Origin of the sequence: Marinimicrobium sp., from assembly GCF_002695945.1 — a bacterium.
Classification (GTDB): Bacteria; Pseudomonadota; Gammaproteobacteria; order Pseudomonadales; family Cellvibrionaceae; genus Marinimicrobium; species Marinimicrobium koreense.
Window position 1 is genome coordinate 80,037 of the sequence record NZ_NZQP01000019.1, and the last position, 16,185, is coordinate 96,221.

15 protein-coding genes are annotated in these 16,185 nt (G+C 57.9%); 12 read left to right on the forward strand and 3 right to left on the reverse strand.

Translation table 11 applies throughout. The features are described 5' to 3' along the window. Window positions 1-123: 123 nt before the first annotated feature. The 12 genes from urtA (at window position 124) to rhlB (ending at window position 13,649) form a co-directional block, all read left to right on the forward strand. Window positions 124-1,368 carry an urea ABC transporter substrate-binding protein gene (gene urtA, locus CMG77_RS03565; RefSeq protein WP_339618714.1) on the forward strand — a complete coding sequence of 415 codons (1,245 nt, stop codon included), beginning with the start codon at window positions 124-126 and terminating at the stop codon, window positions 1,366-1,368. Window positions 1,369-1,472: 104 nt separating this feature from the next. Next, on the forward strand, window positions 1,473-2,399 hold the full coding sequence (urtB, locus tag CMG77_RS03570; RefSeq protein ID WP_286805439.1) for an urea ABC transporter permease subunit UrtB: 927 nt from the start codon (window positions 1,473-1,475) through the stop codon (window positions 2,397-2,399). A 12-nt stretch (window positions 2,400-2,411) separates the two neighbouring features. Continuing rightward, the gene (gene urtC, locus CMG77_RS03575) at window positions 2,412-3,569 is read left to right on the forward strand and encodes an urea ABC transporter permease subunit UrtC (protein WP_286805440.1); all 1,158 of its coding nucleotides are present in this window, start codon (window positions 2,412-2,414) and stop codon (window positions 3,567-3,569) included. Beyond that, window positions 3,556-4,305: an urea ABC transporter ATP-binding protein UrtD gene (urtD, locus tag CMG77_RS03580; RefSeq protein WP_286805441.1), complete on the forward strand. Its 750-nt coding sequence runs from the start codon at window positions 3,556-3,558 to the stop codon at window positions 4,303-4,305. The genes urtC and urtD overlap by 14 nt, the downstream gene beginning before the upstream one ends. 17 nt (window positions 4,306-4,322) lie before the next feature. Next, window positions 4,323-5,012, forward strand: coding sequence for an urea ABC transporter ATP-binding subunit UrtE (gene urtE, locus CMG77_RS03585; protein WP_024460804.1), 690 nt, complete (start codon window positions 4,323-4,325; stop codon window positions 5,010-5,012). Window positions 5,013-5,027: 15 nt separating this feature from the next. Next, complete coding sequence (locus CMG77_RS03590; RefSeq protein WP_123637901.1) at window positions 5,028-6,071, forward strand: aliphatic amidase; 1,044 nt, start codon at window positions 5,028-5,030, stop codon at window positions 6,069-6,071. Window positions 6,072-6,080: 9 nt separating this feature from the next. After that, complete coding sequence (locus CMG77_RS03595) at window positions 6,081-7,250, forward strand: AAA family ATPase (RefSeq protein ID WP_286805444.1); 1,170 nt, start codon at window positions 6,081-6,083, stop codon at window positions 7,248-7,250. Window positions 7,251-7,379: 129 nt separating this feature from the next. Further along, the gene (gene fmdA / locus CMG77_RS03600; protein WP_286805446.1) at window positions 7,380-8,612 is read left to right on the forward strand and encodes a formamidase; all 1,233 of its coding nucleotides are present in this window, start codon (window positions 7,380-7,382) and stop codon (window positions 8,610-8,612) included. Between the two features lie 5 nt (window positions 8,613-8,617). Continuing rightward, window positions 8,618-8,992, forward strand: coding sequence for a zinc ribbon domain-containing protein (locus CMG77_RS03605; protein WP_024460800.1), 375 nt, complete (start codon window positions 8,618-8,620; stop codon window positions 8,990-8,992). Between the two features lie 109 nt (window positions 8,993-9,101). Beyond that, a complete protein-coding gene (locus CMG77_RS03610) occupies window positions 9,102-9,629 on the forward strand; it encodes a DUF3617 domain-containing protein (RefSeq protein ID WP_123637897.1) in 528 nt (175 codons plus the stop codon). Window positions 9,630-9,743: 114 nt separating this feature from the next. Further along, window positions 9,744-11,417 (forward strand): dihydroxy-acid dehydratase, encoded by a 1,674-nt coding sequence (ilvD, locus tag CMG77_RS03615; protein WP_123637896.1) that lies wholly within the window; start codon window positions 9,744-9,746, stop codon window positions 11,415-11,417. 531 nt (window positions 11,418-11,948) lie between these two features. Beyond that, window positions 11,949-13,649, forward strand: a complete 1,701-nt coding sequence (gene rhlB, locus CMG77_RS03620) for an ATP-dependent RNA helicase RhlB (RefSeq protein ID WP_414673684.1) — start codon at window positions 11,949-11,951, stop codon at window positions 13,647-13,649. Between the two features lie 107 nt (window positions 13,650-13,756). Here the strand turns inward: rhlB and rrtA are convergent, their stop codons facing one another. Genes rrtA through gatB form a run of 3 tightly spaced genes read right to left on the reverse strand, consistent with a single transcriptional unit; the run spans window position 13,757 to window position 16,131 of the window. Further along, window positions 13,757-14,293: a rhombosortase gene (gene rrtA, locus CMG77_RS03625; RefSeq protein WP_286805454.1), complete on the reverse strand. Its 537-nt coding sequence runs from the start codon at window positions 14,291-14,293 to the stop codon at window positions 13,757-13,759. Between the two features lie 60 nt (window positions 14,294-14,353). Continuing rightward, window positions 14,354-14,653 (reverse strand): PA4642 family protein, encoded by a 300-nt coding sequence (locus CMG77_RS03630; protein WP_286805456.1) that lies wholly within the window; start codon window positions 14,651-14,653, stop codon window positions 14,354-14,356. A 32-nt stretch (window positions 14,654-14,685) separates the two neighbouring features. Beyond that, window positions 14,686-16,131, reverse strand: a complete 1,446-nt coding sequence (gene gatB, locus CMG77_RS03635) for an Asp-tRNA(Asn)/Glu-tRNA(Gln) amidotransferase subunit GatB (RefSeq protein WP_123637893.1) — start codon at window positions 16,129-16,131, stop codon at window positions 14,686-14,688. Window positions 16,132-16,185 lie beyond the last annotated feature (54 nt).

The window sequence follows — 16,185 nt, forward strand, 5'->3', positions numbered from 1 at the left end:
GACGTAGGTCTCTGCGGCATTTGTCGAATGGGCTCAGAAGGGAGGTGCGAGCAAAATGCAGAGCATGGGCACGGGCCAACCGATGTTCAGTCGCGTTTTCAAACCACCACACGAGGAAAGACCATGGTTACTGACTCACGCAAGCATACGCCGGGGCCGTCGCGCCGGCTTCTGAAAAGCCTGGCCGGGCTGACGGCAGGCCTCGCCATGAGTGCGTTTGGTGTCGCCCAAGAGGTGAATACCACCGGACTGGCGGTTACCGAAGACACTGTGAAAGTGGGTATTCTTCACTCAATCACCGGCACCATGGCCATCAGTGAGACCGGCTCAGTCCAAGCGGAAAAGCTCGCCATCGAGCAGATCAATGCCTCTGGAGGGGTTCTTGGTCGCCAGATCGAGTACATCCAGGAAGACGGCGCCAGCGATTGGCCCACGTTCGCTGAAAAATCCCGAAAACTGCTTCGTCAGGACAATGTAGCGGCGGTATTCGGTTGCTGGACTTCGGCCTCACGCAAAGCGGTTCTTCCGGTTTTCGAGCAATTTAACGGAATGCTGTACTACCCGACCTTCTATGAGGGGCTAGAGCAGTCGCCCAACGTAATCTATACCGGTCAGGAAGCCACACAGCAGATTCTTGCCGGTATCGACTGGGTGGTTGACGCCAAGGATGCCAAAACGTTCTATCTGCTTGGCTCAGATTACATCTGGCCCAGAACCTCCAACAAGATTGCCCGCAAGCACATTGACAAGCTGGGCTTGAAAGTTGTGGGTGAAGAGTATTACCCGCTTGGTCACACCCAGTTCAATTCGGTGATTAACAAGATCAAGCTGCGTAAGCCCGATGTGATTTTCGCCTCTGTCGTAGGCGGCTCCAATGTGGCTTTCTATAAGCAGCTGAAGGCAGCCGGTATCGATCTGACCGAGGAATCTCCCCTGGTTCTGACCATTTCAGTAACCGAGGATGAAATACTGGGTATTGGTGGCGAAAACGTCGAAGGCGCCTATGCCTCAATGAAGTACTTCCAAAGCCTGACGAACTCCAACAACGAAGAATTCGTCAAGGCATTCAAAGAGCGTTGGGGTGATGACATCGTGATCGGTGACGTAACCCAGGCGGCTTACCTTGGACCCTGGTTGTGGAAAGCGGCCGTTGAGAAAGCCGGCTCCTTTGATGTCGATAAAGTGCGCGAAGCTTCACCGGGTATTGAACTGACCACTGCACCTGAAGGCTACGTGAAGATTCACCCCAATCATCACCTATGGTCCAAAACCCGTATCGGTCGTGCCCAGGAGAATGGCCAGTATGAGGTGGTCTTTGAGACCGAAGAATTGATTGAGCCAGACCCGTTTCCGGAAGGTTATCAATAAGCGTCACTTCAAGACAGTGACATAAATAACCCCGCCTCCGGGCGGGGTTATCCCGGTAGAAAGACCAGCCCGGTTGGTTCAAGCGCACGCGGAGGCACCTTCCCATGTTTTCTGACTATTCCTCATCGGAGTTGATGTCGATTTTTGCCATGCAGGGTTTTGCAGGCCTGACACTCTTCTCTGTTTTTGTACTGATGGCCTTGGGTCTGGCCATTATTTTTGGCCAGATGGGCGTGATCAATATGGCGCACGGGGAGTTTATGATCCTCGGTGCTTATGTCACCTACATGACGTCTAACGTCTTTTCCCAATGGCTACCTGACCTGTACGGTTCCTACTTCTTTGTGGCTATAGCACTTGCCTTCCTGGCGGCCGCGCTCTTGGGCATGTTGGTCGAATGGTTGATGATTCGCCACTTATATCATCGTCCCCTGGACACCCTGTTGGCCACGTGGGGCCTGAGCCTGATTCTGCAACAAACCTATCGCTCGATTTTTGGCGCAAGGGAAGTTGGCGTGAGTATGCCCGACTGGATGATGGGCTCCTACCCGATAACGGACTTGGTGGAGGTTCCGATCAACGGCATATTTGTTATGTGCCTGTCGCTTGGGATTACCTTGGTAGTGGCGGCCCTGATGTATCGCTCGCGCTGGGGTACTCAGGTACGAGCCGTGGTTCAAAATCGACCCATGGCGGGTGCGGTGGGGATCAACACCCAAAAAGTGGACCGTATGACGTTCGCTTTGGGTTGCGGGATTGCCGGGATTGCCGGTGCCGCCTTTACCATGATCGGTTCCACGGGTCCCACTTCGGGCCAGCTGTACATCGTGGATACCTTCCTTGTGGTGGTTTTCGGTGGCGCTACAAGTCTGTTGGGTACGGTCGCTTCCGCGTTCACCATTTCGCAGGCGCAGTCGACCATGGAGTTTTTCCTCAGTGGTTCCATGGCCAAAGTGCTGACGCTGCTGTTCGTGCTGGGCATTCTGATGATTCGTCCTCAGGGCCTGTTTACCCTTAAAGTTCGTCGATAGGAGGACGGTACGATGACTGCGACCGGATTACGATCATTGTTTAGTCGTCACGATCTGCTCAGCTTTGCAGTGCTTGCCCTGCTGTTGATTGTGGTATTCCCTCTGGCGCTGGACGTGTTCCGGCTTGGTTTGATCGGTAAGTACCTGACCTACGCGTTTGTGGCCCTGGGGCTGGTGCTTTGCTGGGGCTACGGTGGCGTTCTCAGCCTGGGGCAGGGCGTGTTCTTCGGGATCGGTGGCTATATGATGGCCATGTTTCTCAAGCTCGAATCGTCCGACCCCGAAAGCACCGCGATTCAGTCCACGCCGGGCATTCCCGACTTCATGGACTGGAATCAGATTACCGAGCTTCCCTGGTTCTGGGAGCCGTTCTACAGCTTCGGATTTACATTGCTGGCGGTAATTGTTGTGCCTACGGTGTTTGCGTACCTGATCGGTGTAGCAATGTTCAAGCGGCGGGTAAGTGGGGTGTATTTTGCCATTATTACCCAGTCGATTGCTCTGATTCTCACCATCCTGATTATTGGGCAGCAGGGCTTCACTGGTGGCGTAAACGGTATCACTGACCTGAGAACGTTGTTGGGCTGGGACATCCGGTCAGACTTCGCCAAGTATGTATTTTATTTTATTTGCGTCGCGCTTCTGTTGACCTGTGTAGTAATCGCGCAGTTCATTCGCAAGAGCAAATTTGGACGAATACTGGTGGCGATGCGCGATGCGGAAGATCGCATCCGGTTCTCCGGTTATGATGTAGCCAACTTCAAGGTCTTCGTGTTCTGCGTGGGCGCGACATTTGCGGCTATCGGCGGCGCAATGTTCACTCTTCAGGTTGGCTTCATGTCCCCAAGCTTTATCGGCATTGTCCCCTCCATTGAAATGGTGATCTTCTGCGCCGTTGGCGGCCGCTTGTCTCTGTTTGGTGCGGTCTATGGTGCGGTGTTGGTGAGTTGGGCTCGATCCATTTTCTCGGAGAGCTTTCCTGAGTTGTGGCTGTTCGCCATGGGTGCGTTGTTTATCGGTGTTGTGCTGGCGTTCCCCAACGGCCTTGCGGGACTCTATGACCAGTATGCCCGCGGTCATGTGACCAAGGCGCTTGATCGTTGGGTTGACCAGCTTACCCGTTCTGATTCTAGCCGCACTGCCCAAGGAGTTGCCCATGAACGCCAGTAACACAGATTTTGTCCTGGCGGTGGAGAACCTGACTGTTTCCTTTGATGGGTTCAAAGCCGTGGATGACCTGACATTGTATGTCAATGAAGGAGAGATCCGGGTGATTATTGGTCCGAACGGGGCCGGTAAAACAACGGTTCTGGATTTGATTTGCGGCCGTACCCGGTCAACTCAGGGCTCTATCAAATTTCGCAACCGCGAGCTGACCAAGATGACCGAGTCCGACATTGTTAAGTCGGGTGTGGGCCGAAAGTTTCAGACCCCTTCGGTGTACAACGATCTGACCATTTTCGAGAACCTCGAGATTTCCTATCCGAAAGGGAGAAACGTTTTCGGCTCGCTTTTTTTCAAGCGAGACGAAACCATCATCCGCAAGTGCGAAGAGATCGCGGAAATGATCCTTTTGAAGGATCAGCTTCATGAGTCTGCGGGACTGTTGAGTCACGGCCAAAAACAGTGGCTTGAAATCGGCATGTTGCTGATTCAGGACCCTGACCTTTTGATGTTGGACGAGCCGGTCGCCGGGATGTCCGTCACTGAACGTCAGGAAACCGCCAAACTGCTTCGACGTATTTCCCAGAATCGGTCGGTGATCGTTATTGAGCACGACATGCAGTTCGTTGCCGAGATTGCTGACAAAGTGACCGTCCTGCATCAGGGTAAAATTCTGACCGAAGGGGCGATTGAAAAAGTCAAGAACGATCCGAAGGTTATTGAAGTTTACCTTGGCCACTGAGTGAGAGAGGACTCATCATGCTTAATGTATCCGATTATCGAGTCAGTTATGGCCAGAGCGAAATTGTGCATGGTCTGGATTTTACCGTGCAACCCAATGAGATTGTCGCCGTGATGGGCCGCAATGGCATGGGCAAAAGCACCCTGATGAAAGCGCTGATGGGAGTTATTCCCGAATCCGGCGGAACGGCGACGCTGGACGGGAAGCAGATATCCGGTATGAAAAGTCATCAGCGAGTCAGCCAGGGGCTGGCCTATGTGCCCCAGGGACGGATGATTTTCTCCAGTATGACCGTGCGCGAAAACATTCAGACCGGTCTGACTTCAACGGGGCGACGAGCCGTTCCGCGTGATCTCTACGATATGTTTCCGGTATTGCTGGAAATGCGTAACCGACGGGGCGGTAACTTGTCGGGTGGACAGCAACAGCAGTTGGCAATCGCTCGCGCCTTGGCGAGCGATCCCAAAGTGTTACTGCTGGATGAACCCACAGAGGGGATACAACCTTCCATCATCAAGGAAATCGCCCAGACCCTGAAAGAAATCCGCGATCAGCGTGGCCTGACCATTGTGGTGACCGAGCAGGTACTGAGCTTCGCCCTGGATGTGGCCGATCGTATCCTGGTAGTGGAGAAGGGGAAGATTGTGCACGAGGAAGCCCGAAGCAGTGTCGATGCCGAGAAAGTGGCGTCCTATCTATCCGTTTAAGTGAGGTAATCTACTATGCGACACGGTGATATTTCCAGCAGTGACGATACCGTCGGCGTAGCCGTCGTCAACTACAAAATGCCGCGCCTGCACACCAAAGCCGAGGTACTCGATAACGCCCGGGCCATTGCGGACATGTTGGTGGGGATGAAAAAAGGACTGCCCGGGATGGACCTGGTGATCTTTCCCGAATACAGCACCATGGGCATCATGTATGACCAGGACGAGATGATGGCCACCGCCGCCACCATTCCGGGGGAGGAAACGGAAATTTTCTCCGAAGCCTGTCGCAAGGCCAATACCTGGGGGGTGTTTTCCCTGACCGGCGAACGCCACGAAGACCATCCCAACAAGGCACCCTACAACACCCTGGTGTTGATCAATAATCAGGGTGAGATCGTTCAGAAGTACCGCAAGTGCATCCCCTGGTGCCCCATTGAAGGCTGGTACCCCGGCGATCGCACCTACGTTACGGAAGGACCGAAGGGCATGAAGATCAGTCTGATCATCTGTGACGATGGCAACTACCCGGAAATCTGGCGAGATTGTGCCATGAAAGGGGCCGAGTTGATCGTTCGCTGCCAAGGCTATATGTACCCGGCCAAAGATCAACAGGTGATGATGGCCAAATCCATGGCCTGGGCCAACAACTGCTATGTGGCGGTGGCCAACGCCACGGGGTTCGACGGCGTCTACTCTTATTTTGGTCACTCTTCATTGATCGGCTTCGACGGTCGGACACTGGGCGAGTGCGGCGAAGAGGATATGGGTGTGCAGTACGCCCAGCTCTCGGTCAGCCAGATTCGCGATGCCCGCGCCAATGACCAATCCCAGAACCATCTGTTCAAACTGCTGCATCGGGGATATTCCGGTATCTATAATTCCGGTGACGGCGATCGCGGCGTGGCCGAGTGCCCGTTTGACTTCTATCGCACCTGGGTGATGGATGCGGAGAAGGCGCGGGACGATGTCGAGGCCATGACCCGTTCCACCATCGGGGTTGCGGAATGTCCGGTGGGCGAGCTGCCTCACGGTGGCCGCGAGAAAACCGTCGGGTAAGGCGGTTCCATGCCATTCATCAATGATCGACTGGAAGATCAGGCGCTGCGCGAGGCGCTGACTCCGGCGGCGTCTGCGCCTGAGCCGTCCCGGTCGGCCTCGTCGCCGGGCGAGTCGCGCTTGGGGGCCTCGCGTTTTCTGTTTGATCCGGAGACGGTATCGGCGGTTCTGCGTCAGAGGATCCGCGGCCAGCCCGATGCATTGACGCAAATCGATCGTGAATTGACCCGCGTCAAAGCCGATATCGGAGAGCCGGATCGCCCGCTGGCGGTATTTCTGTTGGCGGGCCCTACCGGGGTCGGTAAAACCGAAACGGTTCGGGCTCTGGCCGAAGCGTTGCACGGGAAGGCCGATGCCTTCTGCCGGGTGGATATGAATACGCTGGCCCAGGATCATTACACCGCTGCCATCACCGGTGCGCCTCCGGGTTACGTCGGTAGCAAAGAGGGCCACAGCCTGATCGATGAAGAGGCCATACGCGGCAGTTTCAGTCGTCCCGGTGTGGTGTTGTTTGACGAGCTGGAGAAAGCGGGCCCGGAAGTGCTGCGCAGTCTGTTGGGGGTACTGGACACCGGGCGGTTGCGTCTCACCTCCGGGCAGAAGCAGCTGGATTTTCGAAACAGCCTGATCTTTATGACCAGCAATCTGGGGGCGGCGGATCTGGCGCGCCACCTGAACCGTTGGCAAACCGGCTGGCGCCGTTTCTGGCCCCGTTCGGAGCCCGTGCAGCAGGCCGCACTGCGTCAGCGGGTTGAGCGCGCACTGGATCGCGGGCTGGACCCGGAGTTTCTCAATCGCATTGATAACGTGTTGATCTACTATCCGCTGCCTTCGGAAGCACGACCGGGGGTGGTGGCGGAACTGCTGGTTCAGTTCAATCGACGCCTGCGGTCCAAGGGGTGGCAATTGCAAGTGTCCCGGGCGTTGATGAGCCGGGTGGAGCGCAAGGGCTTCGATGCCCGGTTTGGGGCGCGGGCGTTAAAGCGACAGTTCCGTCAGCAGGTGGAAGTACCGGTGGCACAGTTTCTGTTGGAACGGCCGGAGTTACGCCCGGACAGTGCGAAGCCAAAGATGCCACCGCAGGCCGAATCAGAGCTGCGCCAGATGTATTGCGATTGGCAGCACGGGCGGGTCATCTGTCGACAGGTGTGGGCCCGCAAAAGTGAGTACGTCAAATGACGCAGAGCCGGGGCCAATTGTCGTATGGGCCCAACGGCAGGCGCCTTTGATAATGAGCGTACACGGGCCAGAGGTATATGCACCTCGGCCCGAAATGCTAACGCCTCATTCCCTGTCAGGAGCCAAGCCATGACTGAAACCATCATCAAAATCGATCTGAACCAGACCCCCTACGAGAATGACAAGGTACACAATCGCTGGCACCCGGACATTCCCATGGTGGCCACGGTCAAACCGGGGGACGACTTTATCGTCGAGTGCTACGACTGGACCGGTGGGCAGATCGCCAACAACGACAGCGCCGATGATGTGCGCGATGTGGATCTGACTCAGGTGCACTTCCTGTCCGGACCGATCGGGGTTGAAGGTGCCGAACCCGGCGATCTTCTGGAAGTGGATATTCTGGATATCGGTACCTTCGAGGAAAGCCAGTGGGGCTTTAATGGCTTTTTCTCCAAACAGAATGGCGGCGGCTTCCTGACCGAACATTTTCCCGAAGCGCAGAAATCCATCTGGGATTTCAAAGGCATGTTCACCAAGTCCCGGCATATCCCCGGGGTGGAGTTCGCCGGTCTGATTCACCCTGGCCTGATCGGCTGCCTGCCCTCCAAGGAGATGTTGAAAGAGTGGAACACCCGTGAGCAGGGCCTGGTGGACACCGACCCGGAGCGGGTGCCGCCGCTCGCGGCACTGCCCTATGCCGATACCGCGCATATGGGGCGCATGGATAAAGACTCGGCCAAGAGCGCTGGCGCCGAAGCGGCGCGCACCGTACCGCCCAGAGAGCACGGCGGTAACTGCGACATCAAGGACCTGTCACGCGGTTCGAAAATCTATTTCCCGGTGTACGTCAAAGAAGGCGGCCTGTCCGTGGGCGATCTGCACTTCAGCCAGGGCGATGGCGAAATCACCTTCTGTGGTGCCATTGAAATGGCCGGCTGGATTCACCTGCGGGTCAATCTGGTGAAAGACGGCATGGCCAAGTACGGCATCAAGAATCCGATCTTCAAACCCAGCCCGATTACGCCCAAGTACGACGACTACCTGATCTTTGAAGGTATTTCGGTGGATGAATATGGCAAGCAGCACTACCTGGATGTGCACGTCGCCTATCGTCAGGCTTGTCTCAATGCCATCGAATACCTGACCAAGTTTGGCTACACCAAAGCCCAGGCCTACGCCATTCTGGGATGCGCGCCGGTACAGGGGCATATCAGTGGGGTGGTGGACATTCCCAACGCCTGTGCCACCCTGTGGTTGCCCACCGATATCTTCGATATCGACGTCAACCCCAGTGCGTCCGGCCCGGGCGCCAAGGTCAGTGGTGGTATGGATGTACCCCTTTCGAAGGATAAGGAGTAAGCATCATGCCGGTCTACGACTACAAGTGCGCCGAACACGGGCTGTTTCACCAGCTGGCGACCTTCGAGCAGAGCGCTGAGCCACAGGCTTGTCCGAGCTGCGGCCAGTTAGCGGCCCGGGTGATTGTCCTGCCCCCGGAGCTGAAAGCCATGTCCAGGGAGAATCACACGGCCCACGAGCGCAATGAAAAGAGTCAGCATCAGCCGGTATTCTCCACCACGGAGGCCCGGGCGGATGCCCGGGAGCGGCAGGCCCATGCGCATCGAAAAGGCAAACCCTGCGGATGCCACGATGGCGGCAAACTCCGCTCGGCGCTGATGTACACCGCCGATGGCAAAAAAATGTTCCCCAGTATGAGGCCCTGGATGATCAGTCACTGAGCTCCGGTGGTTGATTGAAATTTGCCCCTGACTGGGGCAGACTCGAAGCCGATGGTCAGCGGTAACGACCCGGCTTCGAATTCAATCACCGTTTACAAGGACTTCAGTTATGGCCTTTCCAATACTTCCCCGCACGTTGATCGCGTCGCTGTGCGCCCTGGGTTTCAGTCTGGGAGCACAAGCGGAATCCCTCGATATCAGACCCGGCCTCTGGGAACACCAGGTTTCCATGAAAAGCGAAAGCGGCCAGTTGGAGCAGCAGCTGGAAATGGTGCGCCAACAGATGGAAGCCATGCCGCCGGCCCAGAAAAAGATGATGCAGGACATGATGGCCGAGCAGGGCCTGTCCATGGACTTCAGTAACCAGACCGTACGCAATTGCCTGACCGAAGAAGAGGCCGCACGAGGCGAGTTCCAGTGGGGCGAGAACACCGACTGTGAACACAACGTGGTCAGCCGCGGCGACCAGACCCGCATCGAGTTTACCTGCCCGGACGAACAGGCCCAGGGTGAGATGGTGCTGGATGGGGATACGGCGTATACCGGTCAGTCCACGGCGCTGATGGATTTTGGCGGGTCCCCGGAAAAGGTCACCATTACCCACAGTGGTCAATGGATCAGTGCTGACTGCCCCTGACTGAGGGACTTCGCGCCACCACGGTTGCGAAAAAGGCCTGGCTCACCCACTATATTGGCTATTCAGGATAAGTAAGCACGCGTGAATCATAGCCAATCATAGGAGCCATCCCGTATGAGCCAGGACCATCGCCGCCGATACTCCAGCCCCGTGGTGGACGGGGTCGGTAAATCCGCCAGTCGCGCCATGCTGCGCGCCACCGGGTTTACCGACGAGGATTTCCGCAAACCCCAGGTCGGTATCGCCTCGACCTGGAGCAACCTGACCCCCTGCAATATGCACATCGACGGCCTGGCCCGAGAAGCGGCCGACGGCGCCGATGGTGCGGGTGGGAAAAGCCTGATTTTCAACACCATCACCGTCTCCGACGGCATCGCCAACGGCACCGAGGGGATGAAGTATTCCCTGGTTTCCCGCGAGGTCATTGCCGATTCCATCGAGACCGTGGCGGGTTGTGAGGGCTTTGACGGCCTGGTAGCCATCGGGGGTTGCGACAAGAATATGCCGGGTTGTCTGATGGGCCTGGCGCGGCTGAACCGCCCGTCCGTTTTTGTCTATGGCGGTACCATCAAGCCCGGCGCCAATCACACGGACATCGTCTCGGTGTTTGAAGCGGTGGGTGCGCACGCCAAGGGCGATAAAACCCTGATCGAAGTGAAGCAGATCGAGGAGACCGCCATCCCCGGTGCCGGCTCCTGTGGCGGCATGTACACCGCCAACACCATGGCCTCGGCCATCGAAGCCATGGGCATGAGCCTGCCCGGCAGCTCCGCCCAGAACGCCGAGGACAACGACAAGCTGGCCGACTGCCGCGCCGCCGGGGCCGCCGTGCTTACCCTGTTGGAAAAAGATCTCAAGCCCCGGGACATCATGACCCGCGAGGCGTTTGAAAACGCCATCACCGTGGTCATCGCCCTGGGCGGCTCCACCAACGCCGTGCTGCACCTGCTGGGCCTGGCCCACACCGTGGACGTGGATCTGACCCTGGAAGACTTCACCCGCATCGGCGCCCGCGTCCCGGTGCTGGCGGACCTTCGCCCCAGCGGTCATTACATGATGAGTGAGCTGGTTGCCATCGGCGGTATTCAGCCCCTGATGAAGATCCTGCTGGAGGCCGGCCTGCTGTACGGCGACTGCATGACCGTTACCGGCCAGACGCTGGCGGAAAACCTGGCCAGCGTTAAACCTTACCCCGAAGAGCAGGACATCATTCACGCCCTCGACAACCCGGTGAAAAAGGACAGCCACCTGCGCATTCTCTACGGCAACCTGGCGCCCACCGGCGCGGTGGCCAAGATTACCGGCAAGGAAGGTACCCAATTCACCGGCCGGGCCCGGGTGTTTCACTCGGAAGAGGAAGCCACCGACCGGATCATGGATGGCACCGTGGTGGCCGGGGATGTGCTGGTGATCCGCTACGAGGGCCCCAAGGGCGGCCCCGGCATGCGCGAGATGTTGACCCCCACGTCGGCGATCATGGGCAAGGGACTGGGGGATTCGGTGGCGCTGATCACCGACGGCCGCTTCTCCGGCGGCAGCCACGGTTTTGTGGTGGGGCACGTCACACCAGAAGCGCAGGACGGTGGCCCGATTGCTCTGGTGGAGGACGGTGACGAAATCGTGATCGACGCTGAAGCCAACACCATTTCGGTGACGGTGGACGACGCCGAGCTCGACCGCCGCCGCAAACTCTGGCAAGAACCACCACTACGCTACACCCGAGGCGTCCTGGCCAAATACGCCAAAACCGTCAGCTCAGCCTCGGAGGGTGCTGTTACCGATAAGTAGGGCACGTATGCAGTGCCGCTCTTGAGAGGTTTAACCTCGGTGCTTTGTCGTTGAGTGCTCCGCCTGGGTATACCCTTGTGAGACACGCCGTAAATACATCCCTGTAGGCTCGATCGCCTGCCGTCCAGGCAGGCGACGGTCTCACAAGGGTATACCCAGCCTCCGCGGTGTTAGCTTAACGTCTCGGGAACTAGCACCCACGCCAAACTCTCCAAGGCTTTCAGTGCCAACGTAACGTTTGGGCAACGGCGGATGCGGGCTTCTCCCTTATCCGCCCTACGCGGGTTTATACCGCTGCGCTCGGCCGTAGGGCGGATAAGCGCAGCGCATCCGCCGTTGCCCAAGGTGCCGTACGAAAGGCGCTAGCTCCCGGAACGATACGTTGGCACCGCGGAGGGAGGGAATACCCTCCCGCAGCACTCTGAGCGAAGTAACACCCTGAGCTAGTGCCAAACAGAGCCTGCCCCACGGTGGGAGAAAGAGGTGGTTTCCTGTATACTTCGCGCAAAGTTTGTACAGTAGGTGATCGTTTTGATTGGAAAACTCTTCAAAAAGCTGGCCGGGGACTCCAAACCGGCCAACAACTCCGAGACCCGCAAAGGGCGCAGCCCCAAAAATCAAACCGACAACCCCCGCAGCGGCGCCGAGCAAAAGCCCCGCAACGGCAAGCCCGGCGGCAACCGTCGGCGCAAACCGCGCCGTGCCCAAGGCTCCGGCGGGCGTGCAAACTCGCAGGAAAAGCAGGGCCATCCGGAGCAGAAAAGCCAAAAGGGCCAGCCGGAGAAGAGCGGCAACCCCGAGGCCAACAACGAGCCCGGAAACCAAGGCTCCGGCAAGAAAGGTGGCAACCGCCGCCGGGGCCGGAACAACAATCGCCGCCGAGGCGGCCAAAACAAGAGCAACAATAAACCTATGGCCAACCAACCCTGGGATATCTCACAGTTTCCGGTGCCCGAAGTCGAAGGCAAACTGCGCTTTCACGATTTCGGGCTTGAAAATGACCTGATGCACGCCATTGCCGACCTGGGCTTTGAGTACTGCTCCCCGATTCAGGCGCAATCCCTGCCTCTGGCTCTGCAGGGCAAAGACGTGGTGGGCAAGGCCCAGACCGGTACCGGTAAAACCGCGGCCTTCCTCACCGCCGTGATCGACGACCTGCTCAAACACCCCATTGAAGAACAGCGTTATGCCGGCGAGGCGCGGGCCCTGGTGATTGCGCCCACCCGCGAGCTGGTCATGCAGATCGCCGATGATGCCAAGCTGCTGTGCAAGTACACCGACCTGCAGATCCACACGCTGGTTGGCGGTATGGATTACGGCAAGCAGCAGCGCCGCCTGCACGACAGCCTGGTGGACATTCTGGTGGCCACCCCGGGTCGTCTGCTGGACTTCTGCCGCCAGCGCGATGTGTTTCTCGACCAGTTGGAAATTCTGGTAATCGACGAAGCGGACCGGATGCTCGATATGGGCTTTATTCCGCAAGTGCGCCAGATCGTGCGTCAGACACCCAAGAGGGAAGACCGGCAGACTCTGTTCTTCTCGGCCACGTTCACAGAAGAGGTCGAGCGTCTGGTGGAGCAGTGGACTCACGAGCCCACCACCATTGAAATTCAGCCCGAGAGTGTGGCGACCGACACGGTGGAGCAACATGTCTACCTGGCGGCGACCGAAGAAAAGTATCCGATGCTCTACAACCTGATTCAGCAGGACGATGTGGAGAGCCTGATCGTGTTTGCCAACCGCCGGGACCAGTGCCGCGACCTGCACGAGAAGCTGCGCCGCCACGATATCAAGGTGGGTTTGCTGTCGGGCGAGATTCCCCAGAACAAGCGGGTCAGCACCCTGAATGCCTTCAAGGAAGGTGATCTGAAAGTGTTGGTCGCCACCGATGTGGCGGGCCGGGGCATCCATATCAGCGGCATCAGCCATGTGGTGAATTTCACCCTGCCGGAGGAGCCGGAAGATTATGTGCACCGCATCGGTCGTACCGGCCGGGCGGGCAAGCACGGCACCTCGGTCAGTTTTGCCTGCGAGGACGATGCGATGTTGTTGCCGCCGATTGAAGAGCTCTTGGGCGAGTCGATCAAGTGCGAGCAGCCGCCGGAGGAGTTGTTGGCCGAAACCCCACCCATGAAACCCGCCGCGCCCCGGCGCCGTTCGTCGGGCGGCAGTGGTGGTCGCCCAGGCGGCAATCGCAGCGGCGGCGGACGCGGTCGGCCTCGTAGTTCGTAGCGTTTGATTTGGGTAACGGCGGATGCGCTTCGCTTATCCGCCCTACGCGAGTTTATACCGCTGCGCTCGGCCGTAGGGCGGATAAGCCGAAGGCGCATCCGCCGTAACTAAACGTGACGGCTTCGCCAAGTTCGCCACAAGAAAACCCCAACCCCCCAAGCCAGCCCAATCACCGCTCCATATAAATGCGCATCCACCGCTACCGGGACGGGCAAAAGCTCGTGTGACGTGTCATACCCGGGCCACTGTTCCTGCACAATTTTATAAGCCACCACCGCCAAGGCCAGACCGCTCATCCAGGGTGTCTGCTTGAAGGTGATGATCACTCCCGCTACCAGCAGTCCATGCAATGCACCGGACAGCCCCGCGTAATAATCCAGGTCGGTGTTGAACCACTGAATCCCGATGCCCACGCCCAGTAAACAGGTCAACAACAAAGGGCCATAGTGGCGCAGCGAAATATCCTGAAACAGAATCCAGCCGCATAGCATGAAGGCACCCAGGTTCATCGCCAGGTGGTAGGGGCCGTAGTGAATCCAGTGGCCGGTGAGCAGCCGCCAGAGTTCGCCCTGGCTGACGGCGTTGCGGTTGAGTTCGAGTAGGGGCTCGGTCACGCTCTGCAGTGCGCCGAGCAATACCATCATCACGCTCAACCCCAGTGTGAGCCAGAGGCTGGGCGTGAAACGGAGGAAGGGCAAGGCCGGTTACTCGGCGCCGGCCTGTTTCAGGGCGGCGATGTACTCGTCCGCCAGGCGGTGGTCTTTGATGGTCTGCAGAAAGGTCTTGCCGTCGGGGCCGGGGGCGTTCAGGTTGTGGCCGCGCTCGACAAAAAAATGCACAAAGGTGGCAAAGTTTTCTTCACGCATGCCGCGGTAGGCTTTCTCCAGCAAGTGAAAGTCCGGGTCCATCCCTTCGGGGGCCGGATACTGGAAGAAGCTTTTGATACGCTCATCATCAAACACTTCGCCCAGAACTTTCTTTTTGTCTTTCTTCAATTCGCTCATGACTGCTTTTATCTCCACGTGGCTGAAGGGATTTAACCTTCCAGCTTCTTGATCAGAATTTCGTTGACCGCTTGGGGGTTCGCCTGACCTTTGCTGGCCTTCATGATCTGGCCGACAAAGAAGCCGAGCATTTTCGGGCGCTTGGCCGGGTCGGCGTTGCGGTAATTGTCCACCTGTGCCTGGTTGTTGGCGATCACTTCGTCCACCATTTTTTCCAGCGCGCCGGTATCGGATACCTGTTTCAGGCCCTGTTTTTCAATGATGGTGTCGGCATCGCCTTCACCCTGGGTCATGGCCTCAAACACTTTCTTGGCGATTTTGCTTGAAATGGTGCCGTCTTTGATGCGCTCGATCAGGCCGCCCAGTTGCACCGGAGTGACCGGTGATTGCGCGATGCCGATTTCCTCTTTGTTCAGGTAGGCGGACAGGTCTGCCATGATCCAGTTGCCCGCCAGTTTGGCTTCGCCGCAGGCTTTGACCGTGGCTTCAAAGTAGTCCGCCGTGGCACGGTCGCCGGCCAGTTGGCCCGCGTCGTATTCGGGCAGATCGTATTCCTTGATGAAGCGGTCACGCCGCGCTTCCGGCAGTTCGGGCATGTCTTTGCGCACGGCTTCGATGAACTCATCGTCGATGATCACCGGTAGCAGGTCCGGGCAGGGGAAGTACCGGTAATCGTTGGAGTCTTCCTTGGTGCGCATGGAGCGGGCGGTTTTGGTATCGCCGTTGTACAGGCGGGTTTCCTGTACGATTTTCCCACCATCTTCGAGTACGTCGATCTGCCGTTCGACTTCCAGAGCAATGGCTTCTTCCATAAAGCGGAAGGAGTTGAGGTTTTTGGTTTCGGTGCGGGTGCCGAGTTCTTCCTCGCCTTTGAGTCGCACGGAGATGTTGACGTCAAAGCGCATCGAGCCCTGGGACATGTCGCCGTCGCAGATTTCCAGGGAGGTGACGATGTTGTGCAGCTGTTTGGCGAAGGCCACGGCTTCTTCGGCGCTGCGCATGTCCGGTTCGGTAACCACTTCGATCAGCGGGGTGCCGGCGCGGTTCAGGTCGATGCCGGTCATGCCGTGGTAGTCTTCGTGCAATGATTTGCCCGCATCTTCTTCGAGGTGGGCGTGGTGGATACGCACGCGCTTGGTCCGACCGCCTTCCAGTTGCAGGTCGACGTAGCCCGGGCCGACGATGGGTTCGGCCAGTTGGGTGGTCTGGTAGCCTTTGGGCAGGTCCGGATAGAAGTAGTTTTTCCGTTCGAATACGGAGCGCTTGCCGATTTCGGCATTGACCGCGAGGCCGAATTTGACGGCATTTTTGAATGCCTGTTCGTTGGCCACGGGCAGGGTGCCGGGCAGCGCCAGGTCGACGGCGCAGGCCTGGGTGTTGGGCTCAGCGCCGAAGGCGATGCTGGCGCCGGAGAATAATTTGGTGTTGGTGGAAAGTTGCACATGCACTTCCAAACCAATGACTGTTTCCCATTCCATCTTTAGTAACCTTAATTCGGTTGGTCTTGGGTGTTTTGTTTGAGTCCGGCTTGT